Source organism: Paraburkholderia sprentiae WSM5005 (assembly GCF_001865575.2).
GTDB classification, from domain to species: Bacteria; Pseudomonadota; Gammaproteobacteria; order Burkholderiales; family Burkholderiaceae; genus Paraburkholderia; species Paraburkholderia sprentiae.
The window spans coordinates 1,917,392-1,942,264 of the sequence record NZ_CP017562.2; the positions used below are offsets into that span (position 1 = coordinate 1,917,392).

Annotated in this window: 17 protein-coding genes and 1 pseudogene; 1 reads left to right on the forward strand and 17 read right to left on the reverse strand. The window is 65.5% G+C overall.

The annotated features are described in order from the left end of the window. Positions 1 to 505 precede the first annotated feature (505 nt). Positions 506 to 1,429, forward strand: a complete 924-nt coding sequence (locus BJG93_RS25475; RefSeq protein ID WP_034477058.1) for a sterol desaturase family protein — start codon at positions 506 to 508, stop codon at positions 1,427 to 1,429. A 181-nt stretch (positions 1,430 to 1,610) separates the two neighbouring features. Here BJG93_RS25475 and BJG93_RS25480 read toward each other — a convergent pair. From BJG93_RS25480 to tssF, 17 genes and pseudogenes are all read right to left on the reverse strand, one after another. Further along, positions 1,611 to 1,883 (reverse strand): annotated as a pseudogene (locus tag BJG93_RS25480) (IS6 family transposase); the annotation flags it as partial. Positions 1,884 to 2,034: 151 nt separating this feature from the next. After that, positions 2,035 to 3,492 carry a serine/threonine-protein kinase gene (locus tag BJG93_RS25485; RefSeq protein ID WP_027194104.1) on the reverse strand — a complete coding sequence of 486 codons (1,458 nt, stop codon included), beginning with the start codon at positions 3,490 to 3,492 and terminating at the stop codon, positions 2,035 to 2,037. A 40-nt stretch (positions 3,493 to 3,532) separates the two neighbouring features. Continuing rightward, positions 3,533 to 4,411 (reverse strand): c-type heme family protein, encoded by an 879-nt coding sequence (locus tag BJG93_RS25490; protein ID WP_027194105.1) that lies wholly within the window; start codon positions 4,409 to 4,411, stop codon positions 3,533 to 3,535. A gap of 56 nt (positions 4,412 to 4,467) precedes the next feature. After that, the gene (locus BJG93_RS25495) at positions 4,468 to 5,490 is read right to left on the reverse strand and encodes a hypothetical protein (RefSeq protein WP_027194106.1); all 1,023 of its coding nucleotides are present in this window, start codon (positions 5,488 to 5,490) and stop codon (positions 4,468 to 4,470) included. Positions 5,491 to 5,655: 165 nt separating this feature from the next. Beyond that, positions 5,656 to 6,207, reverse strand: a complete 552-nt coding sequence (locus BJG93_RS25500; protein WP_027194107.1) for a DNA/RNA non-specific endonuclease — start codon at positions 6,205 to 6,207, stop codon at positions 5,656 to 5,658. A 44-nt stretch (positions 6,208 to 6,251) separates the two neighbouring features. Further along, positions 6,252 to 7,178, reverse strand: coding sequence for a hypothetical protein (locus BJG93_RS25505; RefSeq protein ID WP_027194108.1), 927 nt, complete (start codon positions 7,176 to 7,178; stop codon positions 6,252 to 6,254). A 21-nt stretch (positions 7,179 to 7,199) separates the two neighbouring features. Continuing rightward, entirely contained in the window at positions 7,200 to 7,805 is a 606-nt protein-coding gene (locus BJG93_RS25510; RefSeq protein WP_027194109.1) for an OmpA family protein, read from the reverse strand. Between the two features lie 160 nt (positions 7,806 to 7,965). Next, entirely contained in the window at positions 7,966 to 8,682 is a 717-nt protein-coding gene (gene tagF, locus BJG93_RS25515; RefSeq protein WP_051374155.1) for a type VI secretion system-associated protein TagF, read from the reverse strand. Next, positions 8,679 to 12,224 (reverse strand): type VI secretion system membrane subunit TssM, encoded by a 3,546-nt coding sequence (gene tssM / locus BJG93_RS25520; protein WP_027194110.1) that lies wholly within the window; start codon positions 12,222 to 12,224, stop codon positions 8,679 to 8,681. The genes tagF and tssM overlap by 4 nt, the downstream gene beginning before the upstream one ends. 46 nt (positions 12,225 to 12,270) lie before the next feature. Further along, positions 12,271 to 13,560, reverse strand: coding sequence for a DotU family type VI secretion system protein (locus BJG93_RS25525; RefSeq protein ID WP_027194111.1), 1,290 nt, complete (start codon positions 13,558 to 13,560; stop codon positions 12,271 to 12,273). Between the two features lie 23 nt (positions 13,561 to 13,583). Further along, positions 13,584 to 14,918 carry a type VI secretion system baseplate subunit TssK gene (tssK, locus tag BJG93_RS25530; RefSeq protein WP_027194112.1) on the reverse strand — a complete coding sequence of 445 codons (1,335 nt, stop codon included), beginning with the start codon at positions 14,916 to 14,918 and terminating at the stop codon, positions 13,584 to 13,586. 20 nt (positions 14,919 to 14,938) lie between these two features. Next, positions 14,939 to 16,684, reverse strand: a complete 1,746-nt coding sequence (tagH, locus tag BJG93_RS25535; protein ID WP_027194113.1) for a type VI secretion system-associated FHA domain protein TagH — start codon at positions 16,682 to 16,684, stop codon at positions 14,939 to 14,941. 31 nt (positions 16,685 to 16,715) lie between these two features. Next, positions 16,716 to 18,707, reverse strand: a complete 1,992-nt coding sequence (locus tag BJG93_RS25540) for a type VI secretion system Vgr family protein (protein ID WP_027194114.1) — start codon at positions 18,705 to 18,707, stop codon at positions 16,716 to 16,718. Position 18,708: 1 nt separating this feature from the next. Next, positions 18,709 to 19,098, reverse strand: a complete 390-nt coding sequence (locus BJG93_RS25545; RefSeq protein WP_018422989.1) for a DUF4280 domain-containing protein — start codon at positions 19,096 to 19,098, stop codon at positions 18,709 to 18,711. A 23-nt stretch (positions 19,099 to 19,121) separates the two neighbouring features. Further along, positions 19,122 to 21,908, reverse strand: coding sequence for a type VI secretion system ATPase TssH (gene tssH / locus BJG93_RS25550; protein ID WP_027194115.1), 2,787 nt, complete (start codon positions 21,906 to 21,908; stop codon positions 19,122 to 19,124). Between the two features lie 4 nt (positions 21,909 to 21,912). Then, a complete protein-coding gene (tssG, locus tag BJG93_RS25555; protein WP_027194116.1) occupies positions 21,913 to 22,992 on the reverse strand; it encodes a type VI secretion system baseplate subunit TssG in 1,080 nt (359 codons plus the stop codon). Then, on the reverse strand, positions 22,977 to 24,872 hold the full coding sequence (gene tssF / locus BJG93_RS25560) for a type VI secretion system baseplate subunit TssF (protein WP_027194117.1): 1,896 nt from the start codon (positions 24,870 to 24,872) through the stop codon (positions 22,977 to 22,979). The genes tssG and tssF overlap by 16 nt, the downstream gene beginning before the upstream one ends. Position 24,873 lies beyond the last annotated feature (1 nt).

Consider the following 24,873-nt stretch of genomic DNA (forward strand, 5'->3'; position numbering starts at 1 on the left):
CAAGCCAACCGCCCGATCCCACGCACAATGAGCGCAATCGCAAGTTCGTCGTTGTTGTCCTTATGACCGCGCAAATCAATAGAATTGCGCGATGCTTCCGGCCGCTGAGCGTATCACCTGCCAACGTCAGCTAAGGCCGATGACCCGTTTGTGGCCTTCGCCAAACGAATGTCCGCTCCACTTTGCGATGAGCCGTTGATGCTTCGGTATGCCGACAGTCACCTCAGGGTCGTCGGCGTCTATTCGATTTTTCTGAGATCGGTCATTCAAGTTCGGCAAACCATTTGCGTGGCTCGAAAGGCCGGATCGGCCGATCAGCCGATCAGCGAACCTGCCGCCAGCGCCCGGTGCCGTCGGCCCGCCATCGCGGCCGGAACTTCATGACATTTGGCGACATAGTTTCCGCATGGTTTTTAGCCGGGCAGCCCACTACATTAGCTTCACCTGACGTGATAGCGGCGTTTTCCCGAACCGACGCGTCCCATCAACCCGTTATCCGCCCATCATGTTTACCTCTGGAAAAATCGCACTTTGTGTAACTCTGTTCGTCGTTGGCGTCTCGCTGATCGAGGCGTGCGTGCTCACCCGCAGTCAGCGCAATAGCGCCACGCCCTTCGACTGGCATGAAGTGTGGATATCGCTGGCCGATCTGGCCGGCCGCAAGCTGTTCGCGCTGCTGCCGCTTTCGCTTGCGACGCCCATTTTTGCGCTCGCCTGGGATCACCGGATCTTTACCGTCACGCTCAACAGCGCGCTGATGGTGTTCCTACTCTTTATCGGCCAGGAGTTTTGCTATTACTGGTACCACCGCGCGTCGCACCGCATCCGTTTTTTCTGGGCGACGCATGCGGTTCACCACTCGCCGAACCAGCTGACGCTATCATCGGCTTACCGGCTCGGCCTGACCGGCAAGCTAACCGGCTCGGCAATGTTTTTCGCGCCTCTCGTGTGGCTTGGCGTGCGTCCGGAAATCGTGCTGGCGACGCTGAGCTTCAATTTGCTTTATCAGTTCTGGCTGCATAACACGTGGACGCCGAAACTCGGCTGGCTCGAATACGTGTTCAATACGCCATCCGCGCATCGCGTGCACCACGCCTCGAACGTCGATTATCTCGATGCGAACTATGGTGGTGTACTCGTCGTATTCGACCGCTTGTTCGGCACGTATGTCGAAGAACGCGCCGATGACCCGTGCCGCTACGGTCTCACGACACCGACGCGCTCTCACAATCCGCTCGTCGTCGAATTCGAGCACTGGGTCAGCCTCGCCCGTGATATCGCATCGGCGGGCAGCGTGTGGACTGCGGTCAGCTTCGTGATCCTACCGCCGGGCTGGCGCGCGGACGGTTCCGGCGAAACAACCGAAGCGCTGCGTCAGCGGAATCCGGCCGCACGTCGTACGGTTCCAGTCGGTACGCCGGGCCGGTGAACGGATTTCGTACCGGTCGAGTGCAAAGGTCGAACGCTCTGATTCGCACCAGGCGGACGCCTATGGGTCGAGCTTGTGTGAACACATGCTGATCACCTAGACTGGATTAACTCGTTCAGCATGGGTGACCGGATGAAGCGATTCATAGAAGGTGAAGATCGCAAGCAGGTGACGCTCACTTGCCGCGCAGCTTGAGGTAAGTCTCGTCGACACGCCACGACTGCCCGGTGGGCCTGCCAAAGCGGTTCCACCGTTTGATGAACTCCGGCGCAAAGCGCCGCACCCAGCGCAGGATCGTCGTGTGCGCCAGCGACAGACCCCGTTCCGCCATCATTTCGACCAGATCGCGCAGGCTAAGCTTGTAGCGCAGGTACCAGCGAACACACAGAATGATCACATCGCGGTCAAAGTGACGGCCTGCGAACAGTTCGCCCAGGTTCTTCAGTTTGCTCATCGTCGGCTCTCAATTCGTTCAGCCCGACACCTTAACCGATTCACCTCCGCGCTATTTGCACCGGAGCCCGTGAACCGCGCGAGCTCGTTTACCTGCGTGCAGTGAAGCCGGTCACGGAGAGGCTTGCCGGCCTCTCCATCGGCGCTGTGGGCTAACCGGATGAATCGACATCGTGCCGGAATCGACCGCGTTGCGCGGGGTCGGTGATGCAGTCCTCGACCCGCTGGACGAACTCGTCGAAATTCGCAGCATGCCGCGCCTCGCGACTGGCAATCATCTTAGCGATCGGTCCCAGATAGACGGCCAGTTTAACGGCGACGGCATCGATGCTGGCCTGATCGATCGCACTGTCTGGTGACGTGCCTGCGGCGCTCGCGGGCGATACAGCCGATACCTTTGCGGCAGCCGTCGCGACGCGTGAGCCCGGCGATGACGAGGTCATCGTCGACATATCGGGCAAGCCAGCCGTCAGCCGCGCGAAGGCCTGCTCGAATTCAAGCCGCGCCGTGTCCGGCAACGCCGCCGCCAGCTGCGCGCCGAGCGTCGGCAGGTCGTTCGTCTGGGTGGCCGCGCGTCGCACCAGAAGGCTCGCGAGCGGGCCCATCTGGGTCGCGAGTTGGCGTTCGATGCGCGCGAGCATCTCAGGCGGCCAACTCGGCGGCGCCGAAGGCACGGGCACAGGTGCGGGGCCGACGCCCGTCGCATGCGCTGGCAAGGAAGCGGACGCGGACCAATACACGGACGGCGTCACGATAGTCCGGTCATCGTCGGCCGCCGCCGGCGAGACGGCCAACGACCTCAAGCTCGCGAGCCATTCCGCGGCCGAACCGAAGCGGTCGTCCGGCCGCCTCGCGAGTGCTTTCGCGACCATCGCGTCGAGCGCCGGCGGCAACGCGGAGACGATTTCCGATGGCCGGGCCGGCGCATCTTTGATGATCTTCTGCCTGATCGTGGCCGGCGAGCCGACGAACGGCTGGCGGCCGGTCAGCATGCGGTACAGCACGACGCCGGCCGAGAACAGGTCCGCGCGGGCATCGACCGATTCGCCCTCGAACTGCTCGGGCGACATGTAGCTCGGCGTGCCGATCATCCACCCGGACGAGGTGGCGGATGAGCCGATGCGCGCGACGCCAAAATCGGCGACCTTCAGAAGCCCCGCCGCCGTGACGAGCAGATTCGCCGGCTTGATATCGCGGTGCACGACGCCGGCCTCATGCGCATACGCGAGCGCGGCGAGCAGTTGCGCGAGCCAGTGGAAAGCCTCCGACAGCGGCAACGCGTGGCCCGGCACCAGCAATGTATCGAGGCCATGCCCGGCGACGTACTCCATCACGATATAAGCCGTACCGCCGTCTTCGCCGAAATCGTGGACCGTGACGATGTTCGGATGCGCGAGCCGACCGGCCGCGCGTGCCTCGTTGCGAAAACGCAGCAGCATGTCGCCACTCGTGTCCTCGCCGGCGAGCAGTTCGCGACGCACGGTTTTCAGCGCCACCGGTCTTTCCAGGTGCGGGTCGAACGCGAGATAGACGACGCCCATGGCGCCCGTCCCCAGCACGCGGTCGATCCGGTACTTGCCAATGCGCGTAGGCGTTGCTTCGTTGCTCATTCGGGTTCCGGTCGAGGGGCGCCTGGCCGATCACGCCAGCTTACGCTCCCAGCATCCGCAGCGCTTCGACGAGACTCGTTTTCATGCGGTTGAACGAGACCGCGAGCGAGGCGATTTCGTCGCCGCCGCGCGTCGAAAACGATGCGGTGTCGAGCTTGCCGAGGCTGGCTTCGTCGGCCGCGCGCGACAAAGCCTTGAGCCGCTTCGTCACGAGGAAATGCACCATCAGGTTCAGCGCGATCAGCACGCATCCGAACACCGCGGCGAACGACAGCATGAACGTGCGCCAGACGCTGTGCGCCTGTCCCAGTGGCAGCGACATCGGCACGGACACGACCTGCGCGCCGATCGTTTCATGCAGGGGCCAGTTGAAGCCGTTCGCCGGCCCGTATTTGTCGATCATCGTGCGCGGCGCCGCGCTGGGCGTGCTGTGGCATTCGAGGCACGCGGCCGAGTCGATGCGGGTGGGCCGCGCGATGTAAAGGCTGGGGCCCGACGGCGTCGCGCGTTCGCCAATCAGTTCGGGCAATTCGGGGTGATCATGCAGGCGCCGGATCACATCGGTCTCCCAGTCAGTGGCGCGGTCGCGCGGGTTGGTCGGATCGAGCATCGCGCTCTTGTACGAGAAGCCCGGAAACTTCTTCTGGATCGCGAGCAGGCTCTCGACGGCGGAATACGCAGGAATCGACTGCGGGACGAACGCGTATTTGATCTGCGTGGCAAGCAGCGGCGTCACCTGATCGGACGTGTAGTTCTGCGCCGCGGTGGCGGCTTCGATCATCAGGCTCGCGTCGCGCACGGTTGTCTGCACCGCGTTTTCCCGCAACACCCGGTCGGCCACGAAACCCGTCGCGGCGAATCCCGCGGCGAACACGACGAGGAAGGCGAGATTGAACTTCAGAGTCAACGACAGGTTCATGGGCGCTCCGCGCGAATGGTTGCAAGGGAGTCAACGCCTTGGTGGTGCATGGTATGTCAATGCGCGTCGTCGGCGTCGTCCGGCGTGGGTTTATCCCGATACAACGATCCGGCGCCGGATTCCGGACGCGCTAGCGGCGGCGCTTGCGCGGGCCTTTTGTGTGGCTCGCTCGCCGGGCGTGGCGGCGGCGGATGCAAAATCGGCCGCCATTCCGGCAGAACCTCCAGATGGGCGTCGATCTGCGCGCGGAAGGCCGCTGTCTTCAGGCGCGGCACAAAGCGTTTGACGAAGGTGGCACGCTCGCTGACGCTGCTCGTGAGCCAGTCGGAGACGTCGGCGTAATCGACGGCGCGCAGTGGCGCGGCAACTTCGTGCCTGCTCGCGAGCCGTCCCGCCACCCCGACCAGCGGGTCCCGAAAGCCTGGCGGCATCGTGCCGATGAACTCCGCGGATGGCCGCGCTTGCGCGCGCAGGGGCCCGTCGGCATGTCGCTCGAGGTACTGGCCCGCGTGCAGGATTTGCCTGGGCACCTGGGCGGGGGCGCGAACGACGACGATCGCGTCGTCCCCGGACTCCGCGAAGATTGCGGCGCGCTCGCCGGTGGTCATCGCGACGACCGACCACGGACCATTGCCTGAAGGTTTGATGTCGAGGCCGTGAAGTTCGATCGACAGCGGCGGTTGCGCGCCTGCGCTCACCTTGCAGCCAACCTTGAGCCAGCCGCTCAGCATCGTGATTCGCAGCGGCCCTGCCGCGGCGTTTTGCGGCGCCGACGGCGTTTTGAGCAGTATTTGCGTTTGCGGCCCGAGCGCGATCAGCGTCCCCGCACCGTCTTCGAGCTGCGCGGATTTGCCGGCGTCGGTTTCGATGATGTCGTCGTCGCGCAGCCTGGCGCCTTCGCCCGGCCGATACAGCGAGGCGCCGCGAATCACCGACACCGGACTCTCGGCGAACGAGACGACGATGTCCGCGTGGGCGAGCGGCACCGCCGACGCAAACAGCGCCAGCGCGCCGCCCGCGCGTGCGCGCAGGAAGGCTGACGCCAGCATGATGAGGAAACGGCGAGCGGATGGCATCATCGGGGTCCGTTACGTCGGTGTCTGCGGTACTGTTTATCGTAGACGGTCCGATTCGTCGAGGGGTTCACCGACGAAGGCCGACACACGGCGCATTTCCCCAATCGCGGCGCGCGGCTTTCAAAAAGACGCGCATCGCGTTGTTTTTTGCGGACCGCCGCGCTTGCCTCAATTCGCAAACGTCGCCAGCTTGAACGTGCACGCAGTCGCCCCCGGCATCAGAAGCCCCTGCTCCACGCCAACGGGCACCTGACTATTGCCCGGCCCGTACAGCCAGTAGGTGAAGTAAAGCGCTCCCGCATGGCCGACCGCCAGTCGTTCCAACGCCTGGAACGGCCCCGAATTGATCTTACCCAGCTGCGGCACGAGGTTGATATCGGTCGAGCCGCCGAGCGTGTGCGGAATGGCGTGCCCCCGGTGATAGGTCCCGCCGTTGGCGAGCGGATGTCCGCGCATCCGCGTCGCGATTTCCTTGCGCGGCACCGCACTCTTTCCCTGACTGATTCCCCACGCTGCAATGAGGCGCTCGGTCGTCATATCGAACAGGTATGAAAACTGGCCGACGGAAGTTTCGAGCAATTCGCACGATGCCACGCGCCGAACATAATCATCAGCCCACAGGGCGACCAGCAGCGGGGCCACCTCGTCGCTAAACGCAGCCGTCGCATGCGCGTGCGACAGGCGCGGCAAAATGCGGTTGAGTTCTGCGTAATCCGTCATGCGTCACCTCGACAGCGTGTGTCGCGCGGTTCGCTTCGTCCTTGCTATCCGCCCGCTCTCGCGACCGCCTCCTGCAAGCGCCGCCGCACCTTGCCGACATCGACGCCGCCAGGTCCCGGCGTGTCGATGATCGGCATATAGCGCGCAGGCGTATGCAGCAAATAGGCCTGCATCTCATCGATCACGATCCGGTCGCTCGGGTCGTAGCCGAGATTCTCCAGTTGCCGGGTCAACTCCGCGCGTTCCTCGAAGCTCAATACCTGCCACCAGAACGCACGGCACACATGTGCGTAGGCGCCGTCCGAAAAGTACTGCCAATGGCCCAATTCGTGACTGAGGATCGCGGCCCTGACGGTGGCGTCGATCGTCTCGCCGCCTCGCGCGCGACCCAGCCCGGGAATGGTGATCAGAAAATCGTGTGCGTTCGCCGCTTTCCAGGTTCCCTGCTCCTCGCGAATCAAACGCCATCGCACGAGAATCGTCTGCAACGTGCGCTCGCCCTGGTTCAGCACCACGCCCTGCTCACGCGCGAGTTCGAAAAAATGCGTCAACTCCTCCGTGCTGAAGTTGTTGCCCGCCGTCAGCCCGGCGGGGTCGGTGCCAAAGCGCCGCGCGTGAGCCGCGATCGCCGCCGCCGACACCACGCGGTCGCGCGGCATATCGCGGCGTTCGAGCAATGCCACCACGCGCGTGAACATCGCGCCCTGTTGCTCGAGGCTGGCCGCCTGCATCACATGGAGGCCGGGTTGGTCCGTCACGGTGAACAGTTGGAGGCGCGCGTCGGGGGCCAACGCGGCGGCGAGCCGGGCAAGCGGCAAACGCACCGCTCCGGTGTCGTCGTCGACGGCCGCGGGTCTGTCGGCGGCGTTGTTCGAGTCCTGCGGACCCGCGGCGAGCGCGATCGTGGTGACGCACGCGAACAGCAGCGCCACACCCGTCGCCACGTCGCAATACACGCGATAACGTGTCATCGGCGGCAACCTTGAAAGCGCCTAATCCGTGACCGTGACGATCGTCACCCGACGGTTCTCGGGCGCCGTCGGATTGCGCTTGTTCAACGGATCGGAAGAACCTTTGCCGAGCGACGAAAGCCGCTCCGCCGCGATGCCGTCCTTCCGCGTCAGATATTCGACCACCGCGGCCGCACGGTCTTCGGAGAGCTTCATGTTGGCATCGGGCGACCCGCGAGGATCGGCATGCCCTTCGACGCGAAACCGGTACGCCGCGAGTTTCTCCGACTGCAATGCACCGGCGACCTTGTCGAGCGCGGCCTTCGCGCTGTCGGTGAGCATTGCCGAATTGGTCGCGAACGTGATCAGTATTTGTGCGGCGGGTTTTCTCGCGGGCGCGGGGCGCGGCGCGGCGGACGGCGGCTTGTTCGACAGCACGAAGCCGCGCGTCACGACGTTCTCGCCCGACTCGCTCGACAGGTCGGGCTCGAGCGCGCGCGTCACCGACTGCTCGTTGATGTCCTGCTCGTTCAGGACCGGTTCGGCTGCGCGCGAGGCCGTGCACAGCAATGCGAGCAAGCACAGCGTGGCGGACAGAACGCCGCCCGGAATGCGTCGTGCGGAAGACGGAGGGGTCAGGCGTGACATACGGCGATCTCCGCAGAATGGAGTTGCGGTGAGGCCGCCAGCGCCCCTTTGCGGACCGTCGGCGAACACCGGCGCGAACCGGCGTATGACAGCCTCATCCTTTAAAGACGAATGATGAGAAGTCAATTTGAAACGCTTACCCTTACCCGCGGCGGCGACGTCAGTGATGCCGTTGCTGTGCGCCCGGGTTCGAAATGACGTCGATCACCGAATCCCACTCTTGGGTGCCGACGTCGAGCAGACTCGCGAACTGCAAGCCGGTCGTCGTGCCCGCGGAAACTCTCGCCGAAGCCGGCACGGCCGGCGATCCGTCGCTCCACCAGACCGCGTGTCCCATGGCGACGGTCTGTTCGAGCAAAGTGGCGAATCCGCCGTCGGCCGCATCAGGGATGGCGAGCCGCCACGGCGTCGATGCGCGATCCCCATTGAACAGGCTCTCGGCTCGCAACGCCGCGTCGAAAGCATCGAGGGCGAATTCCTGCGTCAGTGTCGACAATGCGAGCGCCACCAAGCGGTCATACCATCCTTGCGCATCGGCCAGTCGCCGTGCGAGTTCGGCGCCATCGATCGCCTCAGCGATCGTGAACGGAAAATAACGCCCCACACGGTCCACGCCCGGCGTCAGAACGCCCGCCCACGCGCTCGTGCCATACAGACCCGCGCCCAGCACGAAACACCACACCGGGGCATTCAGATACAGTTCCAGCCACTGCGCGCCAAAGCGCTGCCGCGCCAGTAACATGCCTTCCTGCAAGCGCTCGTCCCAACGCGTGACGAACTCGATTGGCAAGCGCCGTCCCACGAAGTCGCCATGCGTGCGCACCTTGCCGAAGAAGCCGGGCCCGGATGTCGGCTCCTGCGCAAGCTCGCCACTCATAGCCGATCCGGACAGCGAAACTGTTCGAGCATGGCACGGCGAAACGGATTCACGATGCTGCTGGCTGCCAGTTCGAACTCCGCGCGCCGGCCATCCGAGTCGAAGCTCAGGCGAAAGCGGTCGGGTTGCGCGGTGGGTTGCAGACGCGCATCGTCGATCAGATGCAGCAGTGCCCACGGTCCGTCGGCGCGCGCCGCCGGTGCGCTGCCCGCCGGCGTGAACTCGACGTGCGCCTGGCCGGTGCCCTTGCCGCTCGGCCACTGGAACACCATCGATTGCGGCGCGTCGGGTTTGACGACCATTTGCTGCCCATCGATGTCGAGCGTGAACTGGGTAATCGATGGATCGATGGTGAGCGGCTTCACCGTGAAGCGCACCGACACGTCTCGGCCGCCGGCCCGGAAGAACGCGTCGCGGATCTGCGCGGCGCGCTGGAATTGGCCGAGCACCTCGACCGGGATGCCGAGCGTATCGACGCCGCTGCGCCATTTCCACTGCGGTCCCGACATGTCGACCATCGTTGCCAGATTCTTCTGGAAGAAATCGTCGATCAGGCCGCCTGGGCTCAGCAGCCTGCCGAAATCGTCGGGCGCGACGTCGCGTGTCGAGCCGCGCACGAGAGGATAGCGACCGTCGAGCGCCTGCCGGCACAGCTGCGCCACGTTCGCCTGCCACAACGCGTTCAGGCGCGCCCGCTCGCCGCCCACCATCAGCGACCCCGCCCCGCTCGCGACGCTGGTGGCCACCGTCGCAAGCGGCGGCGGCGCCCCCTGGGCCACCAGCTTGAGCTTGTTCAACGCATCGCCGGGCGGCGGCGGCAAGCCCTGACGGCGCGCCGAGTCCGCGGCCTCCAGATAGGTCGCGGCGTCCTTCAGCGCGGCGAGTTGCGCGTCCAGCGGAGCCGGGCCCGGTGCGCCGGGTTTGCCGGCCAGTTCGTGCAGCGCCTGGAAATGCGCGTCGACCGGATTGAGTTCGGCCGGCGCGGGCGCTGCCGCGTCTTCCGGCTGGTTGCCGAGCGCGCTCTCGAGGCGCTTTTTGGCCGCATCGAGCTTGTTGGTCAACGCGGCAACGCCCTGCTCCGTCAGCGAACCGCCCGTTTTGGTGCTGCCCAGCGTGGTTTCCTGCGCCGCGGCCAGCATCAGCGAGCGCAGCGGCGAGTCGGGCGCCGCGAGCACATTCGCCACGCGTGCCCCCTGCTGCACGCCGTCGAACGGCACCCCGTCGATATCGTTGAGCAACGCGTCCCACTGGCGGATGTACTCGTCGTAGTAAAGCCGGGTGATGCCCGCCTTCAGATCCTCGATACCGTTCAGCGTCAATACTGATTCCTGACGGCCGAGCACCCAATCGTCCTTTGCGATATCGATCACCGCCGCGTCGCGCAACTGGCCGAACTTCTGATAGCCGGCCCGCGTGTACGCGCCTGAAACACCGCGCGTCAACGGCGCGCCGCTCTTGCGCACGAGCACCGGCGCGGCATTGCGCCCCGCCGCGTAGGCGACGCTGAACTCCGGCAGTCTGCTCTGTTCGAGATCGCGTTTGACGCGGTTGAACAGACGCTGCGTCAGCGGCATTTTGGCGAGCGTCGCGCGCGCCTGCGCGATCAGATCCTTGTCGAGCGGCAGCGACGCATCGAAGCGCGCCGGCTGGAACAGCGCGGCGAGATGGCCGTCGAGATCGTTGCGCTGATCGTCGTTGGCATCGCGCAACGGCCCGCGGCGCCAATCGACATCGGCCCACAAGCGCACGGAGTCGGCGTCGAAGTGCAGTGAATCGCCCAGCATCAGATATGCGCGCAAGACTTCATACTGGAAGTCGGGATTGTTCGCGTCACCGCGGCGCAATTCTTCTTCCATGCGGCTCACGACCAGAGGCAACAGGGTCTGCCGCAACAGCCGCCGATAACTGGTCTGCGCTTCGAGGCCGAGCTTGTCGCCCTGATAAAGGCCGAGGCGCGACAGCCACGGCACGCTCCTGTCGCGGTCCGCGTAACCGCCGGGAAGGTCGCGCGCGGCATTGAGCAGCGGCAGCAGCGCAAGCGGGTTGTCGCCCGGCTGGGTGGTCTGCGCGAGCTTCTGCAACCCGGCAACGTGCTGTCGAACATCGGCGACGTAAGCGCGATTGCGTTGATAGCTGACGAAGAACAGAACCAGCGCCAGCACCGTGACGATGCCGATCGCCGCCAGCGCGGCGCGCTGAAACCAGGCGCGGCGCCGCTCCAGCTTCTGGTTCACGCCCGCGAGTCCGGCTTCCTCGAAGATCACGCCGCGCAGCAGCCGCGTGATGAAGTACGCGCGCCCGCTCGCCGGGTCGGGCAACACGACCTGTTGCTGGAAGCCGAGCGCCGAGGCCACCGCGCTCATCACGCGATCGATGGGCCGGCCTTCCTGGGTGCCGCTAGTGAAATACACGCCGCGCAGCAACGCGGACTCCTCGAAGCGCGAGGTACTGAAGGTTTCGTCGAGAAAGCTTTTCAGTGTGGCTTGCAGACCCGCGAACTGCTGCGGAAATCCATAGACGAGCGCACGCCGGCGCACATCGGTCTCGCGCTGCATACGGTGCAGCACGCGGGCTTGCAGCTGCTTTTCCAGCGCGTCGAATTCGGCGGGAAATGCGGCCAGTGCGTCGTCCGGTGAGCCTCGCTCGGTGAACGGGAACGTCATGCCCCAGACTTGTTCGCGCTCGTCGCGGCCGAGGTCGTCGAAGAATTCCGCGAAACCCGCGAGCAGATCGCATTTGGTCACGATCACGTAGACCGGAAAACGCATGCCGAGCTTGCCGTACAGTTCCCTGAGACGCTCGCGCACGGCTTGCGCCTGCTGCGCGCGCTGCGGGTCGGACAGTTGCAGCAGGTCGCGCGTCGACAAGGCCACGATGACGCCATTCAGCGGCCGGCGCGGCCGATACTTGCGCAGCAGTTGCAGGAAGCCGGCCCACGCGGCCTGATCGGCTTCGGCGAAACTATCCTGGGTGGTGAAGCGGCCCGCGGTATCGAGCAGCACCGCATCGTCGGTGAACCACCAGTCGCAATTGCGCGTGCCGCCCACGCCGCCGATCGACTGCTTGCCGAGCCGCTCGGCGAGGGGAAACTTGAGCCCGGAGTTCAATAGTGCGGTGGTTTTGCCCGTGCCGGGCGCGCCGACGAACATGTACCACGGCAACTGGTACACGTACTGACTACCGAAGCGACCCTTGACCCGCGCCTTGCGCAAGGTCGCCATGGCGGCTTCGAAACGCTGCTTCAACGCGGCGACGTCGGCCTCGGATTCTTTCTTGCCCGGCGCGGGCTCGGCCGGTCCCTCTGCCACCACGCGAGTGAACTTGATGTTGGCGAGACGCACCGCGATCCAGCGCACGCTCCAGTACACCGCCCACACCAGCAGCAACACGATGATCACGGCCCAGCGGCTGCTGTTGCTTTCGAACGGCTCATGGCCCGCGTACGCGACGAGCGGCCCCTCGACCCACACGATCAGCGACAGCGCGAGCACGCCGAGCAACGACAGCACAATGGCTCGTCTGAGCCAGCCAAAGATTTTCATATCCGGCTCCCCTGCGCCACCCGCGACGGACTCATCCCGAAGGCCTTCACGATGCCGCTCCCGGCGCCAGCACCGTGATATCGACGCGGCGGTTGCGCGCGCGATTCGCGGCGGTGTCGTTCGGTGCGATCGGCTCGGCGTCGCCGCGCCCTTCGGCGCTGAAGCGGGCTGGGTTGCCGGCCCGCGACGCGAGCATGTCGCGCACCGCTTCGGCGCGCGCCTGCGACAGATGCCAGTTCGACGGGAAGCGCGCGGACAAGACTCGCTGGCTGTCCGTGTGACCCGCGACCACCACGTTGCCCGGCACTTCCTTCAACGCGTCGCCGATACGCTGGATGAGCGGGACGAAACCCGCGGCCAGATCGGCGCTGCCCGAGCCGAACAGGCCGTCGCCATTGATCGTGACGACAGTCCGGTCCGGCAACTCCGAGACACGCACGAGGCCTTGGGCAATTTCAGGCGCGAGGAACTGCGATAGCTTCGGCGCAGGTTTGGGCGCCGCCGCCAGCTTCGACGCGAGCACGGGAGCCGGCGCGACGCGGATGCCGTGCAGCGCTTCGAACACGCGGTCGGACATGTCGTTGAGCCTGAAGCTCAACGACAGATGGACGATCACCAGCACGAGGCAGGCGATTGCCGCCGCGACCCACAACGGCACGAGTTGCAGCAACGGCTTTCGTTCGACCTTGACCGGCAGCCAGTGCGGCGACAGATCGCGTTCGGCCGCGCCGCGCTGGCCGCGAATCATCTGTTCGAGGCGTTCGCGGATCGTGTCGAGCTGCGTGCGGCCACCGTCGATCAGACGGTAACGTCCTTCGAAACCGAGGCCGAGAATCACGTAGATCAATTCGAGCACGTCGATATTGGCCGCGGGGTTCTGCGCGAGACGCTGCAGGATCAGGAAAAAGCGCTCGCCACCCGAGGCCTCGTTGTGGAACGTCACCAGCAAACTGCGGCTGCCCCACAAGCCCGCCCCCCATGGCGTGCTGGCGACCGCTTCGTCGAGGAACGTGCACAGGCAATAGCGCGAGGCGCCGAGCTTCTCGTCGTCGATGCCGTTGGCGCGGCCTTGCGTCTCGAAGTTGCGCACCATTTGCATCAGCTGGTTGCGCAGGTCTTCCACATTCGGATGGGTCGGCAACTGCCGCAACGGCAGCGCCAGTTCGATCAGCGGGTTGGCCGCGCGCAGCAGCGGATTCAGACCGCCGCCAGCGGGCAGCATCGGCGCGGGCGTTGCCGCGGCCGCCATGAACGCCGCCCGCGCGCCGCCCGGTGTCGGAATCAGAATCGTCGCGCCGGGATCGTCGGCGGGGCCACGCGGTTCGTCTGGACTCACGATGAACTTCCTCAATCAATGCATCAGCGGCGAATTGCCCAGAACTCCATCGTCAGTCCGGGAAAGTCGCCGGCGACGTGCAACGCCATGCCCGCGGAATTCCCGAACTGCTTCCACAGTTCGTTGCCGCGATCGAGTTCGAAGTAGGTAAAGCCCGCATGGAACGGCAGTTGCCGGGGCGCCACGGGCAACGCGCGTAGGCCTACGCCCGGCAATTGCAGATTGACGAGATCGCGAATGCGTTCGATCGGGCCGATCTTCACCTGTGGCGCGAAGCCGGTCAGGATGTGCTCGGCCGGCATTTGCGCGCGCACCGCAAGCACGAAGGTGGCGCCGGCAAACAGCGTCTTGTCCGGCACGATCGCCACGCGCAAGCCGAACTTGCGCTCTTCGAGCGGGATCGCCACGGCGTGCGGGTCCATCACCATGCTCAGCGACGCGCGAATGTCGTCGATCACCGGCGCAAAGGTTTCGCGCAACCACTCATGGCGATACACCGGATACGCCGGCGGCCGCTTCGACGCCTGGCTGAAGGTCGCCAGCTCGCCGGCCAACTGCACCGCCACCTGGTACAGCGACTCGGGATGCAGACCGGTCATCGTCGAGAGATGCGCGGCCAGCGGCTCGTGGCGATTGATCAACTGCAGCAACAGGAAATCGGCCACTTCCGCGACGCCCGTCACGCCGGGCTGTGCAAGGCGTCCGGCCAGCGCTTCACCGCGTTGATGCAGAAGGCCCACGAGGTCGTCGACGAACGCCGCGAGACGGCGCGCCACCCGATAGTCGAGACACGGCGGGCTGTAGTCGTTTTCGAGTACGACTCGGTTGTCGGGCAGTCGCTCGAGCACGCGCGCGACGCCGAGCGCGGTGTAGGCATTCGCCACTTCGGGGGCGAGCGCGAGACGCACGCGCAGTTTGCCGATCTGCAGCAACGCCGCGCCGGCATTCGGATCGTTGCTGTCGCTGACGTCGAATTCGGTGACACGGTGTCGCGCGAAGTTCTCCTCGCTGGCTTCGTTGCAGGTTTCGGCGACACCCGGCCTGCGCACCGGCAGCGCCAGTTGGACCAGCACGTTGCGCGTGCCTTCGGGAATCTCCAGCGGTTCGGCCAAGTCATCGTCGGTGGGCAGATCGAACGGTGTGCCGTCCGGCATCACGCCGGAGCACGACAGCAGCGCGAGCTTGCCGAGCTTGAGCAGCGACTCGTCGATCTCCAGCGCGGTAAAGCCCCAACTGTACGGACGCAGGCCGGCCGCGCGCGTCTCCAGTTGCCGCTGCAGATAGCGGTCGTGCTGCTGCAAATGCTGGGGCTGCAGAAACATCCCCTCCGACCAGATGACTTTACTGTTCCAGGACATGTTGTCTCGTTCAAACGTTTCTAGGTGGGATCGGCGGGATGCTTCGGCTGACGCTCGCGGGCCGCACGCAGTTCGTCGATCTGGGCCTCGTATGCGTCATTGAACGCCTGACCGAAGAGCCTCTGGAAGTCGTCGTCGGCTTCGCGCGTGACGGCCTCCTGCAATTCGACGAACAGATCCCACAGTTTCGCCTTGCGGTTGGACAGCACTTTTTCGAGCGCGCCGGGGTCTTTCAGCTGCGCTTCGATCGAAGCGGGATCGAAGCGTCCGAGCACGTGCGCGAGCGCCGCGCGCATGCCGGCGAGCACCGCGAGCTCGTGCGCCTCGATATCGTCGAAGGCGCGCCTGAGCGCGTCGTCGGGCGGCAGATAACCGGCCGAGCGGCCAGTCAGCATCTGCGCCAGCGCGCTGTCGACGTCCGGGAAAAACTTGAGCGGATTGTTGTCGCGCGCGACGATCATCGTCGTGTCGAGACGGGCTTCGCGTTTGGTCATCGAGCGCGCGCGCAGCACGCCCATCGTGCCGCGCAGCGCGTCGCGCAGCATCGTGCCGATCAGACGCGCGAACTCCGCTTCGGGCAGGTTCGGCGCGCGCGACGGATCGAGGCCGAGGCCTTCGAGCAGCGCCTGCAGGGTGGCTGGGTTCTGGCTCGCGGAAGTGGCGGCGGCCGGGTGGCGAACCGGGGCCGGCTGGGCGCTCGGCGCTGGCGCGGCAGGCGCTGACGTGATCGGGCCCGCGGACGGAGCCGGCTGCTGAAGCTGCTGCGCAACGGGCTCCAAAGCGGGCTGCGCAGCGGACGACGGCCCCGGCGCCGCGCCAGGTACAGCCACCCGCGCGGTGGCGGTCTGCGGCGCGACCACCGGCACGACCACCGGCACCACGGGGGCCAAAGGGGTCGACGGCGCAAACTGCGTCGACGGCGTCGTCGGTATCCCGAACAGATCATCGAACGGTGTCACCGCCGACCCTGCGGCGCCGGGATCGAGCAATCCCGGCGGCAAGCCGGTCGGGCCGCCAAAAGGCGCGGCCGCCGGAGCGGGCGCAGTGGGCCACCCCGGCAACTCGTGCGAAGGATGCGACGCGGCCGGCGAGCCGCTGCCCGGCTGCGCGGGCGTTTCCCATTGCGCCAATGCATCCGCGAGCGGGTCGTAGTCCGCCGGAATGCCCCCCGTGGGTGTGGCAGGCCGGCCGGGGTCGGGCCGGGACGCTTGCGGCGCCGAAAACGCCTGCAATTCCGGCGACACATGATCGCTTTCCGAGCCCGCAAAGCCCGGACCCGACGAGATCCGCTGCGGTTTGCCGAAGCCCGGCTGCCCGAGTGGATCGAGCGCGCCGATCTGCAACGCGTCGCCTTGCGAATCGGCCGGCAACGGTCCACTGAGCACCTGCGCGGCACTCAGCGGATCACGCCCGCCCGTCAGACCGCGCACGCCGGCCGCCTGCTCGCCGATCGACACCTCGAGCAGATACGGACCAATCAGCAGACGGTCGCCGTCCGCCAGCCGCGCCTCGCGCGTGCCGCCCAACGCGCGCTGATTCAGCACGCTCGGATTGCTGCCCAGATCGCACAGCAGATAATCGCCGCCGCGAAACTCGACGCGCGCGTGAACGCGCGAGATCGCGCGTTGTTGATCGGGCAGCACCAGCGTGCAGTCGTTGGCCCGGCCAATCGTGCCTCCGGCGGGGCCGAACGCGATCGCGATCGGCTCGGCCAGCGTCTCGTCGTTGAATCGCGCAACCCGCAGCGAAAGAATCGGATAGTTCACTTAGCTCCCCACGAGCGGTCAGGTGCATCACTCACGATTTGATTTTTTTGGTTCCGTCGTCGGCGTCTTTGGGCGCGCTCGGCGCGGTCGGTGACGAGCCGCTGCCGGAGCCCGCCGAGCCGCCCGAATTGAGCAGGATCGGTGTGCCCGACACCGCCACGCTGACCGGCCCGACCACCACGAAGGCGCCGCCCGCCTTCAGCGTAATGCTCGCACCCGCTTCGATCACGATGTTCATGCCCGCCTTGATGTGGATATTCATGCCGGCGTCGATCGCATAGTCCATGCCGACGTTTTCCTGCAACTTCTGTCCGACCCTCAGCGACGCGTTGCCATCGACCTGGGCGTTCTGGTCGCCCGTCACGGCGTCGTGGCGCGCGCCGGTGATCGCCACGAACTCGTTGCCGGTCACTTTCAGATGCCGGTCGTTGCCGACGTTACTCAGCATGTCGTTCTTGACCCAGGTCTCGTGGTCCTTCTCGGCGTGGAAGAACAGTTGCTCGCTGCCCTTGTCGTCGTCCAAACGCATTTCGTTGAAACCGCTGCCGCCCTTGGTCGAATTGCTCTTCAGCGTCGAGAACATCTGATTGGCCGGCAGTTCGTACGGCGGCATCGTGTTTGCGTTGTAGACGCAACCGGTCACGAGCGGCCGGTTCGGATCGCCCTCGACGAACTCGACGACCACCTCCTGACCGATCCGCGGCAAGAAGAACGTGCCCCAGCGTTTGCCGGCCCAGCTCTGCGATACCCGCACCCAGCACCGCTTCATGCGCTCGTCGGCATCGGCCGGCGGAGCAAACTGCTCCCAATGAAACTGCACCTTGATGCGGCCATATTTATCGGTGAGGATTTCTTCGCCCTCCGGGCCGACCACCATGGCGGTCTGCGGGCCCGCCACGACCGGCTGCGGCGTCAGCCGCTCAGAGCGGAAGTGGTTTTCCTTGCGCAACGCGGTGAACGCGCAGTCGAAGAGCGGCAGCGAAGGATCGTGGCGCACCGTCGACACATAGACATCCGAATTGATCTCGTACGCGGCGCTGACCACCAGATACTCGTGGTTCTGCGCATCGCAGGCGTGATTCTCGAGCTTGAACTGACCGCCTGGCCAGATGCCGCGCGCGCTCGATCGGCCCGAAATGCTGTCGTTGCGCGCCTGACGGATCTCGATGCCGACCTTCGCATAGCGGTCGCCATCGCTGGACTGCGCGTGGCCGCTCAGATGTTCCTGCATCGCGTACACCGGCGGATCGTATACTTTCGGCCGCGTCGCGCGCGACAGCAGGCCTTGCTGATTGCTCAACGTGGGCTTTTCGAAATCGTAGTCGTTGACTTCGTACTTGCCGGTCTGCAATTCCGCGCCCGAACTCCACGCATACACGCATTCCTTCTCGTTCGAAGGCTCGTACCACGCATCGTACGAAATGGACGCATAGTGTTCGATCGGTCCGTGAACGTCGCTCGAATCGGTCAACACCAGCGTGTGCTTGCCCCCTTTGTGCTCGAAGTAGTAGTACATGCCCTCGTGCTCCATCAGGCGGCTCACGAAGGCGAAATCGGTCTCCCGGTATTGCGCGCAGTGCTGCAGCGGCGGATAGGTCGCCTGGCATTTATTGCTGACGTCGATGTTGTAGTCCTGCAGCACGCCGGTCACGATATCGAGCACGCTCTTTTCATGGAAAAAGCGGCTGTGCGACGCGCGCGTGAGCAGCCACAGCCGCGGACGCACCACCGCTTCATAGCGCGCCATGCGGTTGCGGGTGTTGTCGCCCGGTGCGACGATCCGGAACGCCGTGACGATCCCGTTGAATTGCCGCTCGCCGTCCTTTGGCAACGACAGCGCAATCGAGATGTCATGCCCGAGCAGATCGCCGGCCTGCACATCGTTGCGCTTGCCAAGCAGATCGAGCCGCCATTCGCTCAGGCGTCCCAACTCCTCGGTGCCGCTCAGATGCAGAAACAGCAGTTCCTCGCCGGCAGGCGCGCAACTGACGGTGACGTGTCGGTTCGGGTTTTGCGTGGTCATGTCACGGAATCATCGTCTTGACTGTCGCCGGATTGACGATCGTAACCACGCCGCCCCAGTTGCACATGCAGGTCGACACGTTGTCGAGCGACGGCTGGTTGCCGAGCAGCACGGTCGGCGCGCCCGGCGTCCACGGCGTCATGGTGGCCGGAATGCACGGCATCGGCGTCAGCACGCCCAACGCCGCCGCCGTCGCGGCGGCGACGGTCGGATTGGCGGGCGAGCTGCACACGCCGAACGGCATGATGTTGACGAGCGGAATATGATCCATGATGTTGGCCGCGGGCGGCCCTTCGCCCATCACCCGGTTGACCGGCAAGACCACGAGCGTCGACGGCGCCGCGCCAAACGAACATTGCAGCGTCGCGCCCATGCTGACTTGTTGCGGCATAAGAAGGCATCCTCCGCTTTCGATCAATCGAACGTATAGAGAAATTCACCGTCGCGCGCGCCGATCTGCACTTTCGTGACCGGGCTGCCGTTCATCATGCGCGTCAGAAACTCGGTGCTGATGCGCGGCAACAGCGTATTGGTCAGGATCGCGTCGATCATGCGTCCGCCGCTTTCGAGTTCGGTGCAGCGGCTGCCGATCAGCTTCACGACGTCGTCGTCGTAGCTGAACGGAATCTTGTGCGACACCCGGATGCGTTTCTCGATCCGGCCGAGCTGCAGCCGGATGATCGCGCCGAGCATCTCGTCGGACAGCGGAAAGTACGGAATGACCACGACGCGTCCCAGCAAGGCCGGCGGAAACACCTTCAGCAACGGCTCGCGCAGCGCTTTCGCAATACCCTCCCGCTCCGGCATCAGCTCCGGATCCTTGCACAGGCTCGTGATCAGATCCGTGCCGACATTGGTGGTCAACAGGATCAGCGTGTTCTTGAAGTCGATCACGCGGCCCTCGCCGTCTTCCATCCAGCCCTTGTCGAACACCTGGAAGAACAGCTCGTGGACGTCGGGATGCGCCTTCTCGACCTCGTCGAGCAGCACCACGCTGTATGGACGGCGGCGCACCGCCTCGGTCAGCACGCCGCCTTCGCCGTAGCCGACGTAGCCGGGCGGCGCGCCCTTCAGCGACGACACCGTATGCGCTTCCTGATACTCGCTCATGTTGATCGTGATGACGTTCTGCTCGCCGCCATACAGCACCTCGGCGAGCGCCAGCGCGGTCTCGGTCTTGCCGACTCCGGAGGTGCCGGCGAGCATGAACACGCCGATCGGCTTGTTCGGATTGTCGAGACCCGCGCGCGAAGTCTGAATGCGCCGCGCGATCATCTCCGTCGCATGAGCCTGGCCGATGATGCGCCGGTTCAGGTTCTCCGCGAGCTTCAGGACGTTTTCGATTTCGTTGCGGACCATCCGGCCCACCGGTATGCCGGTCCAGTCCTGCACGACGGAGGCGACCGCCTGCTGGTCGACGGTCGGCAGGATCAGAGGATCTTCGCCTTGATGCTGCGCGAGCTGCGCCTGCAACTCGCGCAGTTCGGCGAGCCGCGCTTCGCGCGTCGCGGTGTCGCTGGCGGGGTTGTCAGTCTCGCCGGTGGCCGCTGTTTCGTCTACCGTTTGGTTGGCAGCGTCGTTCGCTTCGTTCGCTTCGTTCGTGCGGCTGACTTGCGCCGCGCCTTCCACCTTGCCGGTCTCGCCGCGCAGTTGCGCGCGCAGCGCGAGAATCCGCGTCACCAGTTCTTTCTCCGCCTGCCAGCGAGCGTCGAGCGTGGCGAGACGCGCCTGTTCGGCGGCGAGCTTTTCCGCCGCGGCGGCTTCACGCTCCCGCGTGTCGACGCCCACCGCGCTTTCTCGGCCGATGATCGCCAGTTCGGTTTCGAGCGCGACGATCCGCTTGCGCGAATCGTCGACCGATGCGGGCGTCGCATGCTGGCTGACCGCCACGCGCGCGCAGGCGGTGTCGAGCAGGCTGACCGCCTTGTCGGGCAACTGCCGCGCCGGAATGTAGCGATGCGACAGACGTACCGCGGCTTCGAGCGCTTCGTCGAGCACCTGCACCTTGTGGTGCTGCTCCATCGTCGAGGTGACGCCCCGCATCATCAGGATCGCGCGGGTCTCGTCCGGCTCGCTGACCTGCACGACCTGGAAGCGCCGCGTCAGTGCGGGGTCCTTCTCGATGTGCTTCTTGTATTCGGCCCACGTGGTCGCGGCCACCGTGCGCAGCGTGCCGCGCGCGAGCGCCGGCTTCAGCAGATTCGCCGCGTCGCCGGTGCCGGCCGCCCCGCCCGCGCCGACCAGCGTGTGCGCTTCGTCGATGAACAGGATGATCGGCTTTTCCGACGCCTGCACTTCCTCGATCACCTGCCGCAAGCGGTTCTCGAACTCGCCCTTCATGCTCGCGCCCGCCTGCAACAGACCGACGTCGAGCGTGCGCAACTGAACGTCGCGCAGCGACGGCGGCACGTCGCCCGCCGCGATGCGCTGCGCGAAGCCTTCTACCACCGCGGTTTTGCCGACGCCCGCTTCGCCCGTCAGGATCGGATTGTTCTGGCGGCGGCGCATCAGGATGTCGATCAGCTGGCGAATTTCCTCGTCGCGCCCGACGATCGGGTCGAGCTTGCCGTTGCGCGCCTGTTCGGTCAGATCGGTGGTGAAGCGCCGCAGCGCTTCCTGCTTGCCCAGCGCGGCGGCCGGCACCGGGCCGCCCGTGGTGTCCGCGGCGCCGCCTTCGCGCTGCGCGCCGCCCGCCCGAAAACCATCGCTCGCGTTCAGCGCCGCTTCCGGCGACTCGCGCAGCAGGCTGTGAAATTCGTCGACGAGCGAATCGAGCTTGATGCGCTCGAACTGACGCGAGATGCCGTAGAGCCCGTTGCGCAGCGATGGCGTCTTCAAGAGGCCGACCACCAGATGGCCGGTGCGCACCTGCGACTCGCCGAACATCAGCGAGCCGAACACCCAGCCACGTTCGACCGCCTCCTCGACTTGCGACGAGATGTCGGTCACCGAAGCCGAACCGCGCGGCAGACGGTCGAGCGCTTCGGTCAGATCGCGCGCCAACGCGGAAGGCTCGAGCCCGTAGTGTTTGATGATGCGGTGCAGGTCGGAGTCCTGCAGTTGCAGGATCTGGTGGAACCAGTGCGACAGCTCGATATAAGGATTGCCGCGCAACTTGCAAAACACGTTCGCGCTCTCGATTGCGCGGAATCCGAGCTTGTTCAGCTTGCCGAACAACGCTGCCCGTTTGATCTCGGCCATTTTTCTATTCCCTCGATGATGTCGATGGCGGCGCCGCCGCGGACGCCTCGCGGGCCGCCGCGGCAATCCGTGAACGGCCGTCCGGACCGGTCGGCCGCAACACCAGCTGACGCTGATCGCCGCGCGCCGGGTGGCCGAGCGTCCAGGTGGTGTAACCGAGCCGCGTGTGGCGCCCGAGCTTCAGGCGTGGCACCTCCTCCTGTTTCAGCACCAGCCGGAGATCCCAATCGAGCCCGTCGCGCGCGTAATTGCGCACCCAGTCGACGAGGCGCTTCAGACTCTCGCCGCCCGGCAGGAAGCGCTCGTAATCAGCGCGGCTCAACGGGCCGATGACGATGCGGAATTTATGCTGGCAATCCCAGACGCGTGCGCCGAGCAGCGTCGACACGCCGAGTGCGGCCGAACCGTCCGCTGCGCCCAGGCGCAACAACGAATTCGCGGGCAGCGTCATCCAATGGCCGACCCACTGTTCGATGTCGACCGGCAGGTCGAAAAAACGCGCCAGCACGAGTTTCAAACCGGCGGCCGGACGGGTCGGCCCGCTCAGCAATCCGGCGAAGTGCAGTTTGGCGAAATCGGGCACCGCGTCGCGCTCGCGCAGCGTCGGCTCGCCCAGCCCGAACACGCTGCCGACATAAAAGGAAAAGCGATCGCGTCCCGGACGGTCGAGACTCACGGCCGGTTGCGCATTGGCCCACGCGCGATAGAACAGCGACACCATCCGGTGGTGAAAGACATCGAGAAAGCGCGCGAAGGTCGGATCATTCGCGTTGCGGGCGCGGTCGCGAGCGTACTCGGTCAGATGGGTGGGCAACGGACCATGCGGCCCGAGCAGGCCGAAGAACTTGACTGCGAGGCGCGCGGCGTGATGCTCGCCGGCCGGGGTGAAGTCACCGAGCGTCGTCGGATGGAAAACCAGTTCGGGTTCCTGCACGAAACGGATCGCATCGTCGCGCGGCTGCATCGACTCGCCGACGCGCGGCTTGTCCGCGTACGTGTTCTCCAGCAGCCGCACGACCTGGAAGAAGTCGAAGCGGCGCGCATCGTCTTCGAGCCGGCGCAACAGTGTCAGAGCGTCCGGCATTGTCCGACCCTCGCTGGCCAGCGCATGATCTCGCCGCGCGACAGCGTCTTCACGACGGTCTCGGTGAACGAATTGATCGATACGTATTGTGCGAAATATTGCGCGAGCACGGCACCGAGCAGAAACGCGCCGGCGCCTTCGAACGCGGCTTCGTCGAGCGTCAGCGTCACTTCGAGACCGCGGCCGAATACGATCGGCCCGGCGCCCGGCAAGCGTCGCGTCACCGAGCGCGAATCGATCGAGCGCACGCCCTCGATCAGCCGCTGACTCGCGATCTCGTCGGCGGGACAGTAGAGACTCAGCAGATCGCGCAGCGCGCGGGCGCCCTCCTGTGCATCGTTATCGAGCAGCGACGAGTAGTTCAACGACAGGTGACTCAACAGCCGCCACGCCACGGCCCCGTGCGCATACGACGGCAGCGGCCGGCTCGGGCCGCTCACGCAGCGCACGCTTTGCACCGGCGCTTCGACATCGAGCGTGAAATCGGCGGGGCCGACGCCGACCGGCATCGTCAGTGGCAGGTCGCGATTCGTGCACAGCACCTGCAAGCCGAGTTGCCGCAGGTCAGCGCGAAACGGCGCGTTGCTCGCGTCCACCAGCGCGATGAACATCTCGCTGCCGAGGTAGCTCGTGCGCGGGCCGCGCTCATGCTGACGCGCCGACGGCAGACGTTTTTCGCGGCGCACCTGGTAGTACGCGCCGGCGCGATACGTCGCGCCGAGATCGCGCGCGTGATAGAACGGTTCGAAGCGCTGCTCGCCGCCGGCGCCCGCGCTATAGCCGGTCGCACTCTCGATCTGATAGATCTCGAAGTCCATCGGCCGGGTGCGATCGGCCACCACGTGATATTCGAACTGTTCGTCCGACAGCGCGATGCGATCGGTACGCCGCGAAAAAAGATTGATCGCGGGCGTGCAATGCAGCGCGAAATTATTGGCATCGAGCGATTGTTCGAGCAGCGGATCACCGCGTTTGAGCAACACGATGACTTCGATTTCGGTGTCCGCGCAACGCCGCAACGCCGCGTGCAAACCGTCGATGGCGAGAAACATGAAGCGCTGCGGAAACGCGAAATACTCCTGTAACAGCCGGTAGCCCGGGAACGACTGCCGGCTGACCGGCAGCAATGCTTCATCGTCGGCAAACCCGAGCGGCCGCAGCGCGCTCGCCGGCAACTGCACATGCCAGGACGCCGGACGTTTGGCCGGCATCACGACGACGCCGCTCACCGAACCGAGCAGACGCTCGTGGATACGCGTGGCCATCCCGTCCGCGCCGCGCAGATGCAGCGTTAGCCGGTCGAGTTTCAGCTGGTTGATTCTCAGACCAGCGGTGGCGCGTAGGCGCAGCCTGAGGCCGGCCTTGATAGCGGCGCCCGCCGCCATGCTCGCCGGCAGCGTGCTGTCGATGCCACCGAGCGAGCCCGCATGCGTAAAAAACCGCGCTTCCGTGATTTCGAGCGGCCAAAGCGTCAGTTCGTGCGCGCTGCGGTATTCGCAGCGCGTCGAGCCGTTCCTGTCGAGCACGCTGCGCAGCGTACTGCCGCGTGAAACCCGCACGCCGTCGGCGAGATTGGAGCTGGTCAGGTCCGGCTGGATCTGCACCACGGCCATCGACGGCGTGGGCGCGAGGTAATGCGGGTATACCAGCTCGGCGAGATGCTGGGTGAAGCGCGGGAACTCGTCGTCGATCTTCAGTTGCACGCGCGCCGCGAGGAAACTGAAGCCTTCGAGCAGACGCTCCACGTAGGGGTCCGCGCATTCGAGGTTTTCCAGTCCGAGGCGCCCGGCGATCTTCGGAAATTCGCGCGCGAACTCGCCGCCCATCTCCCGAAGATGCTGCAGTTCCTGGCTGTAGTATTTGATCAGGTCTGGATTCATG